Source organism: Kitasatospora arboriphila, from assembly GCF_039528095.1.
In the GTDB taxonomy this organism is placed as follows: domain Bacteria; phylum Actinomycetota; class Actinomycetes; order Streptomycetales; family Streptomycetaceae; genus Kitasatospora; species Kitasatospora arboriphila.
On sequence record NZ_BAAALD010000049.1, the window covers coordinates 1 to 15,755 of the forward strand.

The 15,755-nt window shown below is 72.7% G+C and carries 11 protein-coding genes; 5 read left to right on the forward strand and 6 right to left on the reverse strand.

Features of this window, described 5'->3' with window-relative positions:
- The 4 genes from ABD353_RS23560 to hrcA form a co-directional block, all read right to left on the reverse strand.
- The coding region (locus tag ABD353_RS23560; RefSeq protein WP_344625648.1) for a S41 family peptidase at positions 1-2,394 on the reverse strand (2,394 nt) is incomplete at its 3' end.
- Between the two features lie 100 nt (positions 2,395-2,494).
- Positions 2,495-3,244, reverse strand: coding sequence for a 16S rRNA (uracil(1498)-N(3))-methyltransferase (locus tag ABD353_RS23565; RefSeq protein WP_344625649.1), 750 nt, complete (start codon positions 3,242-3,244; stop codon positions 2,495-2,497).
- A 183-nt stretch (positions 3,245-3,427) separates the two neighbouring features.
- On the reverse strand, positions 3,428-4,570 hold the full coding sequence (dnaJ, locus tag ABD353_RS23570; protein ID WP_263105448.1) for a molecular chaperone DnaJ: 1,143 nt from the start codon (positions 4,568-4,570) through the stop codon (positions 3,428-3,430).
- A gap of 72 nt (positions 4,571-4,642) precedes the next feature.
- On the reverse strand, positions 4,643-5,665 hold the full coding sequence (gene hrcA, locus ABD353_RS23575; RefSeq protein WP_344625687.1) for a heat-inducible transcriptional repressor HrcA: 1,023 nt from the start codon (positions 5,663-5,665) through the stop codon (positions 4,643-4,645).
- Positions 5,666-5,936: 271 nt separating this feature from the next.
- Here hrcA and htpX point away from each other — a divergent pair, with 271 nt between their 5' ends.
- From htpX to ABD353_RS23590, 3 genes are all read left to right on the forward strand, one after another.
- A complete protein-coding gene (gene htpX, locus ABD353_RS23580) occupies positions 5,937-6,857 on the forward strand; it encodes a zinc metalloprotease HtpX (protein ID WP_344625650.1) in 921 nt (306 codons plus the stop codon).
- Between the two features lie 20 nt (positions 6,858-6,877).
- On the forward strand, positions 6,878-7,468 hold the full coding sequence (gene pspAB / locus ABD353_RS23585; RefSeq protein ID WP_344625651.1) for a PspA-associated protein PspAB: 591 nt from the start codon (positions 6,878-6,880) through the stop codon (positions 7,466-7,468).
- A 102-nt stretch (positions 7,469-7,570) separates the two neighbouring features.
- Positions 7,571-8,404 (forward strand): DUF3097 domain-containing protein, encoded by an 834-nt coding sequence (locus tag ABD353_RS23590; protein ID WP_344625652.1) that lies wholly within the window; start codon positions 7,571-7,573, stop codon positions 8,402-8,404.
- 12 nt (positions 8,405-8,416) lie between these two features.
- On the opposite strand, the gene hemW is transcribed toward ABD353_RS23590, so the two are convergent.
- Both hemW and ABD353_RS23600 read right to left on the reverse strand, forming a co-directional pair.
- Complete coding sequence (gene hemW / locus ABD353_RS23595; protein WP_344625653.1) at positions 8,417-9,646, reverse strand: radical SAM family heme chaperone HemW; 1,230 nt, start codon at positions 9,644-9,646, stop codon at positions 8,417-8,419.
- Positions 9,647-9,723: 77 nt separating this feature from the next.
- Positions 9,724-11,622 (reverse strand): AMP-dependent synthetase/ligase, encoded by a 1,899-nt coding sequence (locus ABD353_RS23600; protein WP_344625654.1) that lies wholly within the window; start codon positions 11,620-11,622, stop codon positions 9,724-9,726.
- Positions 11,623-11,903: 281 nt separating this feature from the next.
- Between ABD353_RS23600 and ABD353_RS23605 the strand changes: the two genes are divergently transcribed.
- Positions 11,904-13,637: an ABC transporter ATP-binding protein gene (locus ABD353_RS23605; RefSeq protein WP_344625655.1), complete on the forward strand. Its 1,734-nt coding sequence runs from the start codon at positions 11,904-11,906 to the stop codon at positions 13,635-13,637.
- Positions 13,638-13,714: 77 nt separating this feature from the next.
- Complete coding sequence (locus ABD353_RS23610; RefSeq protein WP_344625688.1) at positions 13,715-15,613, forward strand: ABC transporter ATP-binding protein; 1,899 nt, start codon at positions 13,715-13,717, stop codon at positions 15,611-15,613.
- The last annotated feature ends 142 nt before the right edge of the window (positions 15,614-15,755 follow it).

The following is a 15,755-nucleotide window of genomic DNA, read 5'->3' on the forward strand; positions in this document are numbered from 1 at the left end:
TGCCCGGGCCCGCGGGTCGGAGGACTCCCCGGGCAGGATCCGGTCGACCCGCCAGACGTCGCCGTCGCGGACGAGGTCGGCGCCGAGCAGGCCCTGCCGGCGGGCGGCCTCGGTGCCGCGGCCGGGCGGCGTGACGTAGGCGTGCGAGGTGCCGAGCTCGCCGACCGTCTCCCACAGCAGGTCGACCAGGTCGTCGTGGCTGCCGAGGCGGTCGACCAGCGGGCGGTAGCGGTCGAGGACGCCCGCCCAGTCGACGCCGTTCATGTCCGCGCGCCAGAAGTTGTCGCGCATGATGCGGCCGTTCTCGTCGAACATCTGCCGCCACTCGGCGGACGGTTCGACGGTGACCCGCAGCCGCGCGAGGTCGACGTCCACCTCGTCGTCCTCGCCGGCCTTCTGGTCGGCGGGGACGATCCGCAGCCGGGCGTCGTCCAGCACCGCGAGCCGGCTGCCGTCGCCGCTGACCGCGAACGCGTCCAGGGCGTGCACGAGCTCCTCGGCGCGCCGCCGCTTGAAGTCGAACCGCTCCAGCACCGGCCGCGGGTGGTCGTCCTCCAGCGAGGCGGCGGTGTCGCCGAGCTCGCCGAGCAGCGGCATCCGCGTCCAGACCACGCCCTCCTTGGTGGCCCGCAGGCTGCCGAAGGAGCCGCCCTCCACCGGGAAGGCCAGGATCCGGTCGGCGATGCCCTCCAGGTCGACCCGGGTCCGGGCGGCCGCCTCCTCGCCCTCGGCGCCGTCCTTCGCGTCCTTCGCGGCCTTGCCGGCCGCGCTGTCGTCGTCCTCGGCGCCGACCGGGCGCCCGGCCCGCTGCGGGCCGAACGGCGACGGGGTGTCGGCGGCCAGCGTGATCAGGTACGGGCGGCAGCCGGTCGGGAAGGACAGGTCGAAGGAGTGCGAGTCGTACACCGGGTCGAAGTTGCGCACCGACAGGAAGGCCAGGTGCTTGCCGTCCGCGGTGAACGCCGGCGCGTAGTCGACGAAGCGCTGCGGGGTGGCCTCGCTGACGGTGCGGCTGGTCAGGTCGGCCAGCATGATCTGGCGCAGCGACCAGGCGCCGAGCGCCGGGCTCGACCAGGCCAGCCAGCTGGAGTCCGGGCTGAACGCCAGCCCGGTGACCTCGCCGTTCTCGCTGCGGGCGAGCTGGTGCACGGTGCCGTCGGAGAGCGCCACCAGCAGCACCCGGCCGTCGTGCGAGGCCACCGCGAGCTGCTTGCCGTCGGGCGAGACGGTGAGGTCGAGGACGCGGCCGAGCCGGCCGGCGGCGAGCCGGCGGCGCTCGGCGCCGAGCACCACCGGGGCGAACTCGAGCGCGTCGTCGCCCTCGGCGTCGGTGACCCAGACGACGCCCTGGCCGCCGTCGGCACCGGGCACCACCCGGGCCAGCCGGGCGCGCACCCCGGGGGTGGCGTCCAGCACCCGGGCCGGGCCCTCACGGTGCGTCAGCCAGTGCACGGTGCCGCGGACGACGACCGCGCCGGCCCGTCCGGTGCGGTCCGGGGCGACCGACTCCAGTCGGCCCGCCGCGGAGACCGGGTGCGGCTGGCGGCGGGTGCGCGGGCCGGCCGGCCGGACGTCCAGCCGGCGGGGCTCGGCGCCGTCCAGGTCGTCGAGCAGCCACAGGTCGCCGCCGCTGTGCCAGACCACCCGGGTGCCGTCGGTGGTGGCATTGCGGGCGTAGAACCCGCCGTCGGTGTGCCGTCGCAGGTCGGAGCCGTCGGGGAGGCTGGAGTACAGCTGCCCGGTGCCCTCGTGGTCCGACAGGAAGGCGATCCTGGAGCCCTGCGGCCCGCCGACCCACAGCGGCGAGTCGATGTTGCCGTCGAGACCGGTGTGCAGCCGTTCGAAGTCCCGGCCGCCGATCCACAGCTTGCCCGCGGTGCCGCCGCGGTAGCGCTTCCAGTGCGCGGGCTCCCGGCTGAACGCCGACAGCAGCAGGACGCGCTCGCCGTCCGGCTCGAACGCGAGCCCGCCGACCGGCCCGTACGGCAGTCTGGCCGGCTCGCCGCCCTCCAGCGGCAGCGCGAAGGCCCAGGTGCGGCGCAGGGTGGCCTGGCCCGCGGTGGTCACGGCGACCGGCCGGCCGTCGGGCGTCCAGCCGCGCAGCGCGGTGCGGGCGCTGCCCCAGTGGGTGAGGCGCCGGGACGGGCCGCCGTCGGTGGGGGCGACGTGGATCTCGGGCGCGCCGTCCCGGGTGGAGGTCCAGGCGACGTGCCGGCCGTCCGGGGAGAAGCGCGGGTGGCTGACCGGCGTCTGGTCCGCCGTCAGCCGCCACGCCCGGCCGCCGTCCAGCGGTGCGAGCCAGACGTCGTCCTCGGCGACGAAGGCGACGAGGTCGCCGTGCAGGTGGGGGTGGCGCAGGTAGGCGCCCTCGGAGGTGCTCTGCGGTTCGGTCACACCAGCACCCTAGGCACCGCCCGCCCGCGTCGCAGGGGGTTTCTTCTTGAGCGTACGAGCCGGTCGGCCGCCGGTGTCCGGACGGGCCCGCGGCCCGGCGTCAGGACCAGCGGCCGGTACGGCCCAGCAGCAGGGCTCCGGCCGCGACCCCGGCCGTGGAGGTGCGCAGCACCGACGGGCCGAGCCGGTACGGTGCGGCGCCGGCCTCGGCGAACGCGGCCAGCTCGTCCGGCGAGACGCCGCCCTCCGGGCCGACCACCAGCACGATGTCGCCCTCCGCGGGCAGCCCCGCGGCGGCCAGCGGTTCGGCGCCGTCCTCGTGCAGCACCGCGGCGAAGGCCGCGGCGGCCAGCACCGGGGCGAGCTGGCGGGTGGTCATGAGGTCCCGCACCTCGGGGAAGCGGAGCCGGCGGGACTGCTTGCCGGCCTCCCGGGCGGTGGCCCGCCACTTGGCGAGCGCCTTGGCCCCGCGGTCGCCCTTCCACTGCGTGATGCAGCGGGAGGCCGCCCAGGGGATCACCGCGTCCACGCCGACCTCGGTCATCGTCTCGACCGCGAGCTCCCCGCGGTCGCCTTTGGGCAGGGCCTGGACGACGACGATCCGCGGGCCGGGCTCGGGCTCCGTGCGGACGGTGCCGACGGTGACGTCCAGCGCGTCCTTGCCGTGCACGGCGGCCACCGTGCCGTCGACCCCGAGACCGCACCCGTCGGCCAGCGTGATCGCCTCGCCGGCCTCCAGCCGCTTCACCGCCGCGGCGTGCCGCCCTTCCGGCCCGTCCAGCCGCACCACCGCACCCGGCACCACCCCCGCCAGCACCGCACTCTCGACGACGAACACCGGCGCAGTCATGAAGGGTCTTCCTTACGAGAGTGAGTACCGAAGGGGCGCGGGGAACTGCGCAATTCGGATGCGGGCCACCGCACGGACCAGGGGTGGGCCCTGATCGTTCGGTAACCCGGCCCCGGACTGCGCAGTTCTCCCCCAGCCTTCGGCCGGGAGGTGCCCCCACGCGCCCCTGGCGGCCGGCCTTGGTCAGCGGCCGTTGAAGGCGTCCTTGAGGCGGGAGAAGAGGCCCTGCTGGCCCGGTGCGAACTGGCCGGACGGGCGCTCCTCGCCGCGCAGCATGGAGAGCCGCCGCAGCAGCTCCTCCTGCTCCGGGTCGAGCTTGGTCGGCGTCTGCACCTCGACATGCACTATCAGGTCGCCCCGGCCGCCGCCGCGCAGGTGCGTGATGCCCCGGCCGTGCAGCGGGATCGACTGCCCGGACTGGGTGCCGGGCCGGATGTCGACCTCCTCCAGCCCGTCGAGGGTCTGCAGCGGCACCTGGGTGCCGAGCGCGGCCGCCGTCATCGGGATGGTGACGGTGCAGTGCAGGTCGTCGCCGCGGCGCTGGAACACCGCGTGGCTGGTCTCGGCGATCTCGACGTACAGGTCGCCGGCCGGGCCGCCGCCGGGGCCGACCTCGCCCTCGCCGGCCAGCTGGATCCGGGTGCCGTTGTCGACACCGGCGGGGATCTTGACGGTGAGGTTGCGGCGGGCGCGGACGCGGCCGTCACCGGCGCACTCCGGGCACGGGGTCGGCACGACGGTGCCGAAGCCCTGGCACTGCGGGCAGGGGCGGGAGGTCATGACCTGGCCGAGGAAGGACCGGGTGACCTGGGAGACCTCGCCCTTGCCGCGGCACATGTCGCAGGTCTGCGCGGAGGTGCCCGGTGCGGCGCCCTCGCCGGAGCAGGTGGTGCAGGTGACGGCGGTGTCGACCTGGAGTTCCTTGGTGGTGCCGAAGGCGGCCTCCTCCAGGGTGATCTCCAGGCGGATCATGGCGTCCTGGCCGCGACGGGTCCGCGAGCGGGGGCCGCGCTGGCCGCCGGCGGCGCCGAAGAAGGCGTCCATGATGTCGGAGAAGCCGAAGCCCGCGGCGCCGAAGCCGCCCGCCCCGGCGCCACCGCCGCCGTTCGGCGACAGCGGGTCGCCGCCGAGGTCGTAGACCTGCCGCTTGGCGGGGTCGGAGAGGACCTCGTACGCGGCGTTGATCTCCTTGAACCGCTCCTGGGTCTTCGGGTCCGGGTTGACGTCCGGGTGCAGTTCGCGTGCGAGGCGCCGGAACGCCTTCTTGATCTCGTCCTGCCCCGCATCCCGTCGGACGCCGAGTACCGCGTAGTAGTCCGTGGCCACCAAATGCTCCGCTTGTTCCGCTTCTGGAAGTGCTTGCGTCCGACCGGCTGCGCCGCCTGGCGCAGCACGCTGTTACGACTCGGCCAGGATCTGACCCACGTACCGTGCCACCGCTCGCACCGCCCCCATTGTGCCCGGGTAATCCATCCGGGTCGGACCGATCACACCCAGCTTTGCCACGCTCTGGTCGCCCGAACCGTAACCGACGGAGACCACGGACGTGGAATTGAGGCCCTCGTAGTCGATCTCGCGGCCGATCCGGACGGTCATCCCGGACTCCGCGGTCTCGCCCAGCAGGCGCAGCAGCACCACCTGCTCCTCCAGCGCCTCCAGCACCGGCTGGATGGTCAGCGGGAAGTCGTGCCCGAAGCGGGTCAGGTTGGCCGTGCCTGCCAGCATGATGCGCTCCTCGTTCTGCTCGGCGAGGGTCTCGAAGAGCGTGGCGAGGACGGTGGAGACGACCGGCCGGTCGCCCTGCTCGAAGGCGTTCGGCAGGTCCTCCAGCGCCGCGGGGACGTCCGGCAGCCGGCGGCCGGACGCGTTGGCGTTGAGCTTGGCCCGCAGGTCCGCCAGGACGGTCTCGCCGACGGGGCCGGGGCAGTCGACGATGCGCTGCTCCACCCGACCGGTGTTGGTGATCAGGACGAGCATCACCTTCGCGGGTGCCAGCGCGACCAGTTCGATGTGCCGCACGGTGGAGCGGGTCAGCGACGGGTACTGCACCACGGCGACCTGCCGGGTGAGCTGGGCGAGCAGCCGGACGGTGCGGGCGACGACGTCGTCCAGGTCGACGGCGCCCTCGAGGAAGTGCCGGATCGCGCGCCGCTCGGGCGCGGTCATCGGCTTGACCTCGGCCAGCCGGTCGACGAACAGGCGGTAGCCCTTGTCGGTGGGGATGCGGCCGGCGCTGGTGTGCGGCTGGTGGATGAAGCCGTCCTCCTCCAGCGCGGCCATGTCGTTGCGGACCGTCGCCGGCGAGACGCCGAGGTTGTGCCGCTCGACGAGTGCCTTGGACCCGACCGGCTCCTCGGTGCCCACGTAGTCCTGGACGATCGCCCGGAGCACGGCGAGCCTGCGCTCGTCGAGCGGGCGCACGCCAGCACGCGTGTCGATGAGACGCTCGTCCCTGCGCTCGTTGGCCACGGGGCACGCACCTCCGTCTTCGCCCGTTGGACCTGGTGACCGATCCGATCCTTGGCACTCCGGAAGGCAGAGTGCCAGATTCGTACCTGCCAGTGTAAGGCCCACCCCCGACGGCAGGAACGGGCCTCCCGCGTGATCCTCGACCGATCTCGGGGCCGCGGGCAGTGCCCGGTGCGCCGGTGAGTGGCAGCATCGAAGGCAGCGAGCTACCGAAGGAGCAGCGATGTCGTCGACACGGCAGCACTCCCGCTTCGCGCCGGACCGCGGCCTGACCGGCCGGATGGTCACGACGATGTTCCTCATCGGCCTGGTCTACGTGGGGTTCACCGGGCTGCTGATCGTCATACTGCGCGGCGCCTGGCCGCTGATCGTGCTGCTGTCGGGCGGACTGTTCGTCGTGCAGTTCTGGTTCAGCGACAAGATCACCGAGAAGGCGATGGGCGCCCACGAGGCGTCCCCCGAGGAGTACCCGCAGCTGCACGGCACGATCGACCGGCTGTGCGCACTGGCCGACATGCCCAAGCCCCGGGTGGCGGTCGCCCGCAACGACATGCCGAACGCCTTCGCCACCGGCCGCAAGCCGGAGAAGGCGGTGGTCTGCGTGACCACCGGCCTGCTGCGCCGGCTGGAGCCGGAGGAGCTGGAGGGCGTCCTCGCCCATGAGCTGTCGCACGTGGCGCACCGGGACGTGGCGGTGATGACGGTGGCCGGCTTCCTAGGCGTGCTGGCCGGCGTGACGACCCGGATCGCCCTGTACGGCGGGTTCCTGGGCAACAACCGCAACAGCAACGACCCCAACACGGCGATCGCCCTGGTGATCGTCCCGCTGGTGAGCATGGTGGTGTACGCGCTGAGCTTCCTGCTGACCCGGATGCTGTCGCGCTACCGGGAGCTGGCGGCGGACCGTTCGGCGGCCCAGCTGACCGGCCGGCCGAGCGCGCTGGCCTCCGCACTGACCAAGGTGACCGGGCAGATCGCGGCCATCCCGACCGAGGACCTGCGCAAGGCGCAGCCGTACAACGCCTTCTACTTCGCCCCGGCGCTGAGCGCGCGGGACGCGGCGACCCAGCTCTTCTCCACCCACCCCTCGCTGGAGAAGCGGCTGGAGCAGCTCGCCCGGATCTCCGCCGAGCTCGGCCGCTGACGGCCGGAGAGGACCGCACCGTGGGATTCCTGGACGCGCTGCTGGGCCGGAGCAAGCCGGTGAAGCCGGACCTGGACCAGCTGTTCGGCATTCCGTCGGCCGCGCTGACCCTGGAGGCGGCGGCCGGGTTCCGGCCGACCGGGCTCGGCTCGGTCTGCTTCGCGGCCGTCGAGGGCGGCGCCTTCGAGGAGGTGAAGCAGCAGGTCCGGGCCCTGCTGGACGCCGACACCGACCGGGGCGGCGTCCCGGTGGAGGGCTCCCGGGACGGCTACGGGTACTCCTGGCTGCTCGCCCGGCACACCCCCGAGGAGCTGCCGGACCTGGTGAACGACCTGCACGCGGTCAACAGCGAGCTGGAGGCGCACGGCTTCGGCCCGCAGCTGCTGTGCTCGCTGGTGGGCTTCCGCGACGCGGAGGGCCGCTCGCTGGCACTGGTCTACCTCTACAAGCGGGGCACCTTCTACCCGTTCGCGCCGATGCCGGGCGGCGGCGAGAAGCGCAACAGCCCGCTGGAACTGCAGGTCAAGGCGATGCTCGGGAACGACCTGCGGCTTGAGTCGGACCTCTCCCGCTGGTTCCCGGTCTGGGGCGCCCCGGGCCTCACCGACTGAGGCGGCGCCTCACACGGCTCCTTCACCGCGCGCGGGGGCGGGCCCGGCGCGCCTTACGCCGGACGGGGGATGACCGGGTGTCAGGATCGTAGACTCCCGTCCATGCGCAGCAGGCAGTACGGCCCCGATCTGACCCCGCCGTGGAAGCGGCAGCAGCCGGCTCCGGAGGTGCCCGCCGAGCGGGACCTGGTGGTGGAGGAGGCGGCGACCGGCTTCTGCGGGGCGGTGGTGCGCTGCGAGAAGACCGCGGAGGGCCTGACGGTCACCCTGGAGGACCGGTTCGGCAAGCACCGGGTGTTCCCGATGGTGCCGCGCGGCTTCCTGCTGGAGGGCCGCGTGGTGACCCTGGTGCGGCCCTCCGCGCCGGCGCCCGCCGCCGGGCCGCGGCTGACCGCCTCCGGGTCGATCGCCGTGCCGGGGGCACGCGCCCGGGTCGCCCGGGAGTCGCGGATCTACGTGGAGGGGCGGCACGACGCGGAACTGGTCGAACGGGTCTGGGGCGACGACCTGCGGATCGAGGGCGTCGTCGTGGAGTACCTGCAGGGCGTCGACGACCTGCCGGCGATCGTGGCGGAGTTCGCCCCCGGCCCGGGCCGGCGGCTCGGCGTCCTGGTCGACCACCTGCTGCCGGGCACCAAGGAGCACCGGATCGCCGAGCGGGTCTCCGGCGACGCGGTGCTGGTGGTGGGCCACCCGTACGTCGACGTCTGGCAGGCCGTGAAGCCGGCCGCGGTGGGCATCGGGGCGTGGCCGCAGGTACCGCGCGGCGAGGTGTGGAAGGAGGGCGTCTGCCGCCGGCTGGGCTGGCCCGTGGACCCGCCCGCGGCCTGGCGCCGCATCCTCGCCTCGGTCGACTCCTACCGCGACCTCGACCCCGCCCTGCTCGGCCGCGTCGAAGAACTGATCGACTTCGTGACAGCGACGGAGACTCCGTAGAGGCGCCCCTGTTCAGTCCACGAGGTCGCGGACGACGGCGTCGGCCAGCAGGCGTCCCCGCAGGGTCAGGGCGGCCCGGCCGGCGGCGTGGGCGGCGGGGTCGAGCAGGCCCTCCTCCAGGGCGCGCAGGGCGGCCTTGCGGCCGTCCTCGGTGAGCAGGTCGAGCGGGCAGCCGTCGACCAGGCGCAGTTCCAGCAGGATGCGCTCGACCCGGCGGTCCTCTTCGGCGAGCACTTCCCGGCCGAGGGCGGGGGTGCGGCCCTCGGCGAGGGCCTGGGCGTAGGCGGCGGGGTGTTTGGCGTTCCACCAGCGGACGCCGCCGACGTGGCTGTGGGCGCCGGGCCCGGCGCCCCACCAGTCGGCGCCGGTCCAGTAGAGCTCGTTGTGCCGGCAGCGGCCTTCGGGGGTGGTGGCCCAGTTGGAGACCTCGTACCAGGAGTAGCCGGCCCGGCTCAGGGCGTCCTCGGCGATGAGGTAGCGGTCGGCGTGCACGTCGTCGTCGATCATCGGGAGCTCGCCGCGGCGGACGCGGGCGGCGAGCCGGGTGCCCTCCTCGACGATCAGGGAGTAGGCGGAGACGTGGTCGGGGCCGGCGCCGATCGCGGCGTCGAGCGAGGCCCGCCAGTCGTCGTCGGACTCGCCGGGGGTGCCGTAGATGAGGTCGAGGTTGACGTGGTCGAAGCCGGCCTCGCGGGCCTCGGCGACGCAGGCCTCGGGGCGGCCGGGGGTGTGGTGGCGGTCGAGCACCTGCAGGACGTGCTTGCGGGCGCTCTGCATGCCGAAGGAGATCCGGTTGTAGCCGCCCTCGCGCAGCTCGGCCAGGTACGCGGGGCCGACGGACTCCGGGTTGGCCTCGGTGGTGACCTCTGCGTCCGGGGCGAGCCCGAACTCCTCGCGGAGCGCGGCGAGCATCCGCACCAGGTCGCGGGCGGGCAGCAGGGTGGGGGTGCCGCCGCCGAGGAAGACGGTCCGCACGGGCAGGTCGGCGTCGCCGAGGACCTTCCGGGCGAGCCGGATCTCGGCGATCACGTTGTCGGCGTACGTCTCCTGCGAGGCGACCGCGCCGGAGGAGCGCAGTTCGGTGGCGGTGTAGGTGTTGAAGTCGCAGTAGCCGCAGCGGCTGGCGCAGTACGGCACGTGCAGGTAGAAGCCGAACGGCCGGGTGCCGAGCCCGGCGAGGGCGTGGGCGGGCAGCGAGCCGTCGGACGGCACCGGTTCGCCGTCGGGGAGTGCGGAGGGCATGACCCCATTGTCCCGTACGGCTCGGGTTGCCCCGGAGCCGTACGGGACGGCGGACGTCACACCGTGTGCGGGCCCGGTCAGGCCTCGTTGGATCCGGCGTACATCTCGGTGATGGCGTCGGCGTACTCGCGCTCGACCACCGGCCGCTTGATCTTGAGGCTGGGGGTCAGCTCGCCGTGCTCGATGTCGAGGTCGCGCGGCAGCAGGGTGAACTTCTTGATCGTCTGCCAGCGCTGCAGCTCGCCGTTGAGGCGGGTCACGAAGCCCTCGATGAGCTTGTTGGTCTCCGGTGCGGCGACCACCTCGGCGTAGCTCTTGCCGGCCAGGCCGTGCTCGGCGGCCCACGGCATGAGCACGGTCTCGTCCAGGCCGATCAGGGCGGTGCAGAAGTTCCGCTGGTTGCCGATGACCAGGATGTTGCTGACGAACGGGCAGATGGCCTTGAACTTGCCCTCGACCTCGCTGGGGGCGACGTACTTGCCGCCGGAGGTCTTGAACATGTCCTTCTTGCGGTCGGTGATCCGCAGGTAGCCGTCCTTGTCGAGCTCGCCGATGTCGCCGGTGTGGAACCAGCCGTCCGGCTCCAGCACCTCGGCGGTCTGCTCGGGCAGCTGGTGGTATCCGCGCATGACGCCGGGGCCGCGGAGCAGGATCTCGCCGTCCTCGGCGATCCGGACCTCGGTGCCGGGCAGCGGAAGGCCGACCGTGCCGACGCGCGTCGCGCCGTCGCGGTTGACGGTGGAGCCGGCGGAGGTCTCCGTCAGGCCGTAGCCCTCCAAGATCGGCACGCCGGCGCCCATGAAGAAGAAGCCGATCTCGGGGGCGAGCGCGGCGCTGCCGGAGACCGAGCCGCGCATCCGGCCGCCGAACGCGGCGCGGATCTTGGCGTAGACCAGCTTGTCGGCGATCTTGTGCTGGAGGTCCAGCGCGAACGGCGCGGTGGCCCGGCCGGTGGCGATCTGGTTGGCCTGGGTGGTGCGGGCGTGGTCGCGGGCGACCTTGGCGGCCCACTGGAAGATCTTGTACTTGGCGCCGCCCTCGGCCCGGGCCTTGCCGGCGATGCCGTTGTAGACCTTCTCGAAGATGCGCGGGGCGGAGGCCATCAGGGTCGGGCGGATCACCGGCAGGTTGTGGATGATCCGGTCCACCCGGCCGTCCACGGCCATCACGTGGCCGGTGGCGATCTGGCCGGAGATCAGCGTCTTGCCGAAGACGTGCGACAGCGGCAGCCACATGAACTGCACGTCGTCGGCGCACAGCAGCCCGCTCTCCTCCTGGGCCAGGCCCTCGTAGGACCAGCAGTCGTGCACCAGGCGCACGCCCTTGGGGCGGCCGGTGGTGCCGGAGGTGTAGATGAGGGTGGCGAGCTGCTCGGGCTCCAGCGCGTCGACGGCCTTGTCGACCGCGTCGGGGTGGTCGACGAGGTACGCGGCGCCGCGCTCCTCCAGCTCCGCCAGGGTGATCACGGTCAGCCCGGCCGTCTCCGGCTCACCGGCGGGGGCGTCGAAGAGGATCACCGTTTCGAGGGCCGGCAGCTCGGCCTTCCGCTCGACCGCCTTGGCGAGCTGCTTCTCGTTCTCGGCGAACATCGCCCGGCTGGCCGAGTTGGCGAGGATGAACGCCGTTTCGTCCGCATTGGTGCTGGGGTACACGGTGGTGGTGGCAGCGCCGGCGCACATGTTCCCGAGATCCGCGATGATCCACTCGACCCGGGTGGTCGAGGAGACCGCCACGCGGTCCTCCGCCTCGATACCGAGCGACATCAGGCCCGCCGCGACCGTTCTGACCCGCTCCGCGGTCTGCGCCCAGGTCAGCGAGCGCCACTGCTCGGCACCGGGCGCGCCGTCGGCGGCATGCTCGTCGACCGGCACGGGGTACCGGTAGGCCTCACCGTCGGGCGTGGCCCTTACCCTGCTGAGGAAGAGATGGGCCACGGAGGGCGGACGCCGCTCGATCATGGACTGCACGGAACTCAACGAGGACCTCCGGGGGGCGGGTGGCCGAGGGTGAGGGACGGGCGGCCGTGGGGGCAGCCTGGCCCGGCCCGCCTTGTTAACCAGCAAGTAACAAGAACCAGGCAGCAGCCTAGGGCGTGATCGGCCGTTCCGTAAGGGGGTCCGGACAGCTGGCACACCGTCGGAGCTGCAGTGCAGGAGGGTCCGCCCCGGCGACTGGGGCGGTCCTAGCACGAAATACCCAGTCGCGAGTAGACCTAAATGAGGATGCGCGCATCCGCGTCGAGGACGAGAGTGTCACGGTGCTGATCAGACTGTTGCGGGCCCATCTGGGGCCCTACCGCCAACCGATCCTGCTGCTGGTCCTCCTCCAGCTCGTCTCCACCATCGGTGCCCTGTACCTGCCCACGCTGAACGCCGACATCATCGACAACGGCGTGATCAAGGGCGACACCGGCTACATCCTGCAGATCGGCGGCGTGATGATCGCCGTCTCGCTCGCCCAGGCGGTCTGCTCGATCTGCGCCGTCTACTTCGGCGCCCGGACGGCGATGGGCATCGGCCGGGACATCCGCGCCACCGTCTTCGACCGGGTCCAGGGCTTCTCCTCCCGCGAGCTCGGCCAGTTCGGCGCCCCCTCGCTGATCACCCGCACCACCAACGACGTCCAGCAGATCCAGATGCTGGTGCTGATGGCGTTCACCCTGATGGTGGCCGCGCCCATCATGTGCGTCGGCGGCATCGTCATGGCGCTCAACCAGGACGTCCCGCTCTCCGCGCTGCTGCTCGCCGTCGTCCCGCTGCTCGGCATCGTGGTCGTCCTGCTGGTCCGCAGGCTGCGCCCGCAGTTCCGCGGCATGCAGCAGCGCATCGACGGCGTCAACCGCATACTGCGCGAGCAGATCACCGGCATCCGGGTGATCCGGGCGTTCGTCAAGGACGGCCACGAGCAGGAGCGGTTCGGCGGCGCCAACCAGGACCTCGCCGACGTGTCGCTGCGCGTCGGCCGCCTGATGGCCTTCATGTTCCCCGCCGTGATGTCCGTGGTGAACATCTCCAGCGTCGCCGTGCTCTGGTTCGGCGCCCACCGGATCGACAGCGGCGGGATGCAGATCGGCGCGCTGACGGCCTTCCTCTCCTACCTCATGCAGATCCTCATGAGCGTCATGATGGCCACCTTCATGTTCATGATGGTGCCGCGCGCCGAGGTCTGCGCCGAGCGCATCCAGGAGGTCCTCACCACCGAGTCGAGCATCGTGGCCCCCACCGCCCCGGTGACCCAGCTCGACGGCCGCGGCCGGCTGGAACTGCGCGACGTCGAGTTCCGCTACCCCGGCGCCGAGGCGCCCGTCCTGCGCGGCATCGACATCCTCACCCGCCCCGGCGAGACCACCGCGATCATCGGCTCCACCGGCTCCGGCAAGTCCACCCTGCTCGGCCTCGTCCCCCGGCTCTTCGACGCCACCGGCGGCCAGGTCCTGGTCAACGGCGTGGACGTCCGGGAGATCGACCCGTCCCGGCTGGCCGAGGTCATCGGCGTGGTCCCGCAGAAGCCCTACCTCTTCTCCGGCACCGTCGCCTCCAACCTCCGCTACGGCCGGCCCGAGGCCACCGACGACGAACTCTGGGAGGCACTGGCCACCGCCCAGGCCAAGGAGTTCGTCGAGAAGTTCCCGGAGGGCCTGGACGCCCCGATCTCCCAGGGCGGCTCCAACGTCTCCGGCGGCCAGCGGCAGCGCCTGGCGATCGCCCGCGCGCTCGTCCGCAAGCCGGAGATCTACCTCTTCGACGACTCCTTCTCGGCCCTCGACTACGCCACCGACGCCAAGCTGCGCCGGGCCCTGGCCGCCGAGACCTCCGACGCCACGGTCGTCATCGTCGCCCAGCGTGTCTCCACCATCCGCGACGCCCACCGGATCATCGTGCTCGACGAGGGCTCCGTGGTCGGCAGCGGTACCCACCAGGAGCTGATGGCCGACAACCCGACCTACCGGGAGATCGTCCTCTCCCAGCTCACCGAACAGGAGGCGGCGTGACCACCCCCGGTCAGAAGCCCCGCAGCGCCTCGCAGGAGGCCGCCGCCCGGCGCGGCCCGGCCGGCCCCGGCCGCTTCATGGGCGGCCAGGGCGCCGAGAAGTCCATGGACTTCAAGGGCTCGGGCCGGCGGCTGCTCGGCACCCTCCGCCCCGAACGCCGACTGCTGTACGGCGTCCTGGCGCTCGGCGCCGTCAGCATCGGCTGCGCGGTCGCCGGCCCGTACGTCCTCGGCCACGCCACCGACCTGATCTTCGCCGGCGTGGTCGGCGCCCAGGCCCCGGCCGGTGCCACCAAGCAGCAGGTGCTGGAGGGGCTCCGGGCGAAGGGCGAGGGCGGCGTCGCCGACATGCTCTCCACCGTGCCGTTCACGCCCGGCCAGGGCATGGACTTCGACGCCATCGGCACCGTGCTGCTCTGGGTGCTGGCCATCTACGTGGTCTCCGCCGTCTTCGGCATCCTCCAGGGCCGGCTCGCCACCACCGCCATCCAGCGGGCGGTCTTCCGGCTGCGTGCCGACGTCGAGGCGAAGATCTCCCGGCTGCCGCTCAGCTACTTCGACCGCCAGCCCCGCGGCGAGGTGCTCAGCCGGGTCACCAACGACATCGACAACATCGGCCAGTCCATGCAGCAGACCACCGGCCAGGTGGTGAACTCCCTGCTCACCATCGTCGGCGTGCTGGGGATGATGTTCTGGATCTCCCCGCTGCTGGCCGTGATCGCGCTGATCTCGGTGCCGCTGTCGGTCGTGGTCGCCGCCCGGGTCGGCAAGCGGGCCCAGCCGCAGTTCGTCGCCCAGTGGAAGACGACCGGCGCGCTCAACGCCCACATCGAGGAGATGTACACCGGGCACACCCTGGTGAAGACCTTCGGCCGCCAGAAGGAGGCCGCGGAGATCTTCGCCCGCGAGAACGAGGCGCTGTACGACTCCGCCTTCCGGGCCCAGTTCATCTCCGGCATAATCCAGCCGGCCATGATGCTGATCGGCAACCTCAACTACGTGCTGGTCGCGGTGGTCGGCGGTCTGCGGGTGGCGAGCGGCGCGCTCTCCATCGGCGACGTGCAGGCCTTCATCCAGTACTCCCGGCAGTTCAGCCAGCCGCTCACCCAGGTCGCCTCGATGGCGAACCTGGTGCAGTCCGGCGTGGCCTCCGCCGAGCGGGTCTTCGAACTGCTCGACGCCCCCGAGCAGACCCCGGAGCCGGCCATGCCGGAGCGCCCCGCGGAGCTGGCCGGGCGGGTCGCCTTCGAGGACGTCGCCTTCAGCTACGAACCGGAGAAGCCGCTCATCGAGAGCCTGTCGCTGAAGGTCGAGCCCGGACAGACCGTCGCCATCGTCGGCCCGACCGGCGCGGGCAAGACCACCCTGGTCAACCTGCTGATGCGGTTCTACGAGGTCAGCGGCGGCCGGATCACCCTGGACGGGGTCGACATCGCCGCGATGTCCCGCGAGGAGCTGCGCTCCGGCATCGGCATGGTGCTCCAGGACACCTGGCTGTTCGGCGGCACCATCGCCGACAACATCGCGTACGGCGCCGCGGGCGCCACCCGCGAGCAGGTGGTGGAGGCCGCGAAGGCCGCCCACGTCGACCGCTTCGTCCGCACCCTGCCGGACGGCTACGACACCGTGATCGACGACGAGGGCACCGGCGTCAGCACGGGCGAGAAGCAGCTGATCACCATCGCCCGGGCGTTCCTCGCCCAGCCCTCCATCCTGGTGCTCGACGAGGCGACCAGCTCGGTCGACACCCGCACCGAGGTGCTCATCCAGAAGGCCATGGCGCGGCTGCGCACCGGCCGCACCAGCTTCGTGATCGCGCACCGGCTCTCCACCATCCGGGACGCCGACGTGATCCTGGTGATGGAGAACGGCTCGATCGTCGAGCAGGGCTCGCACGACGGGCTGATCGCGGCGGAGGGCGCGTACGCGCGGCTCTACCAGGCGCAGTTCGCCGAGGCGGTGGCCGAGGTCGACTGAGCCGGGCCGCCGCGACGGCGTCCCGGGCGTCGGGGGAGGTCCGGGAACACCGGGCCTCCCCCGAGGCGTGTCCGGGCCGGCGCTGTGGGGCAGGTCATGGCCGCGGGTGCGGCGGACGTCCGTCCCGCCCGGGCAAGATCGC

What these genes read in the sequence shown, in the direction of transcription:
- ABD353_RS23565 (WP_344625649.1), bottom strand. Translation starts at nt 3,244, where the DNA reads ATGACTGCGCCGGTGTTCGTCGTCGAGAGTGCGGTGCTGGCGGGGGTG.
- htpX (WP_344625650.1), top strand. Translation starts at nt 5,937, where the DNA reads ATGTCGTCGACACGGCAGCACTCCCGCTTCGCGCCGGACCGCGGCCTG.
- ABD353_RS23590 (WP_344625652.1), top strand. Translation starts at nt 7,571, where the DNA reads ATGCGCAGCAGGCAGTACGGCCCCGATCTGACCCCGCCGTGGAAGCGG.
- hemW (WP_344625653.1), bottom strand. Translation starts at nt 9,646, where the DNA reads ATGCCCTCCGCACTCCCCGACGGCGAACCGGTGCCGTCCGACGGCTCG.
- ABD353_RS23610 (WP_344625688.1), top strand. Translation starts at nt 13,715, where the DNA reads ATGGGCGGCCAGGGCGCCGAGAAGTCCATGGACTTCAAGGGCTCGGGC.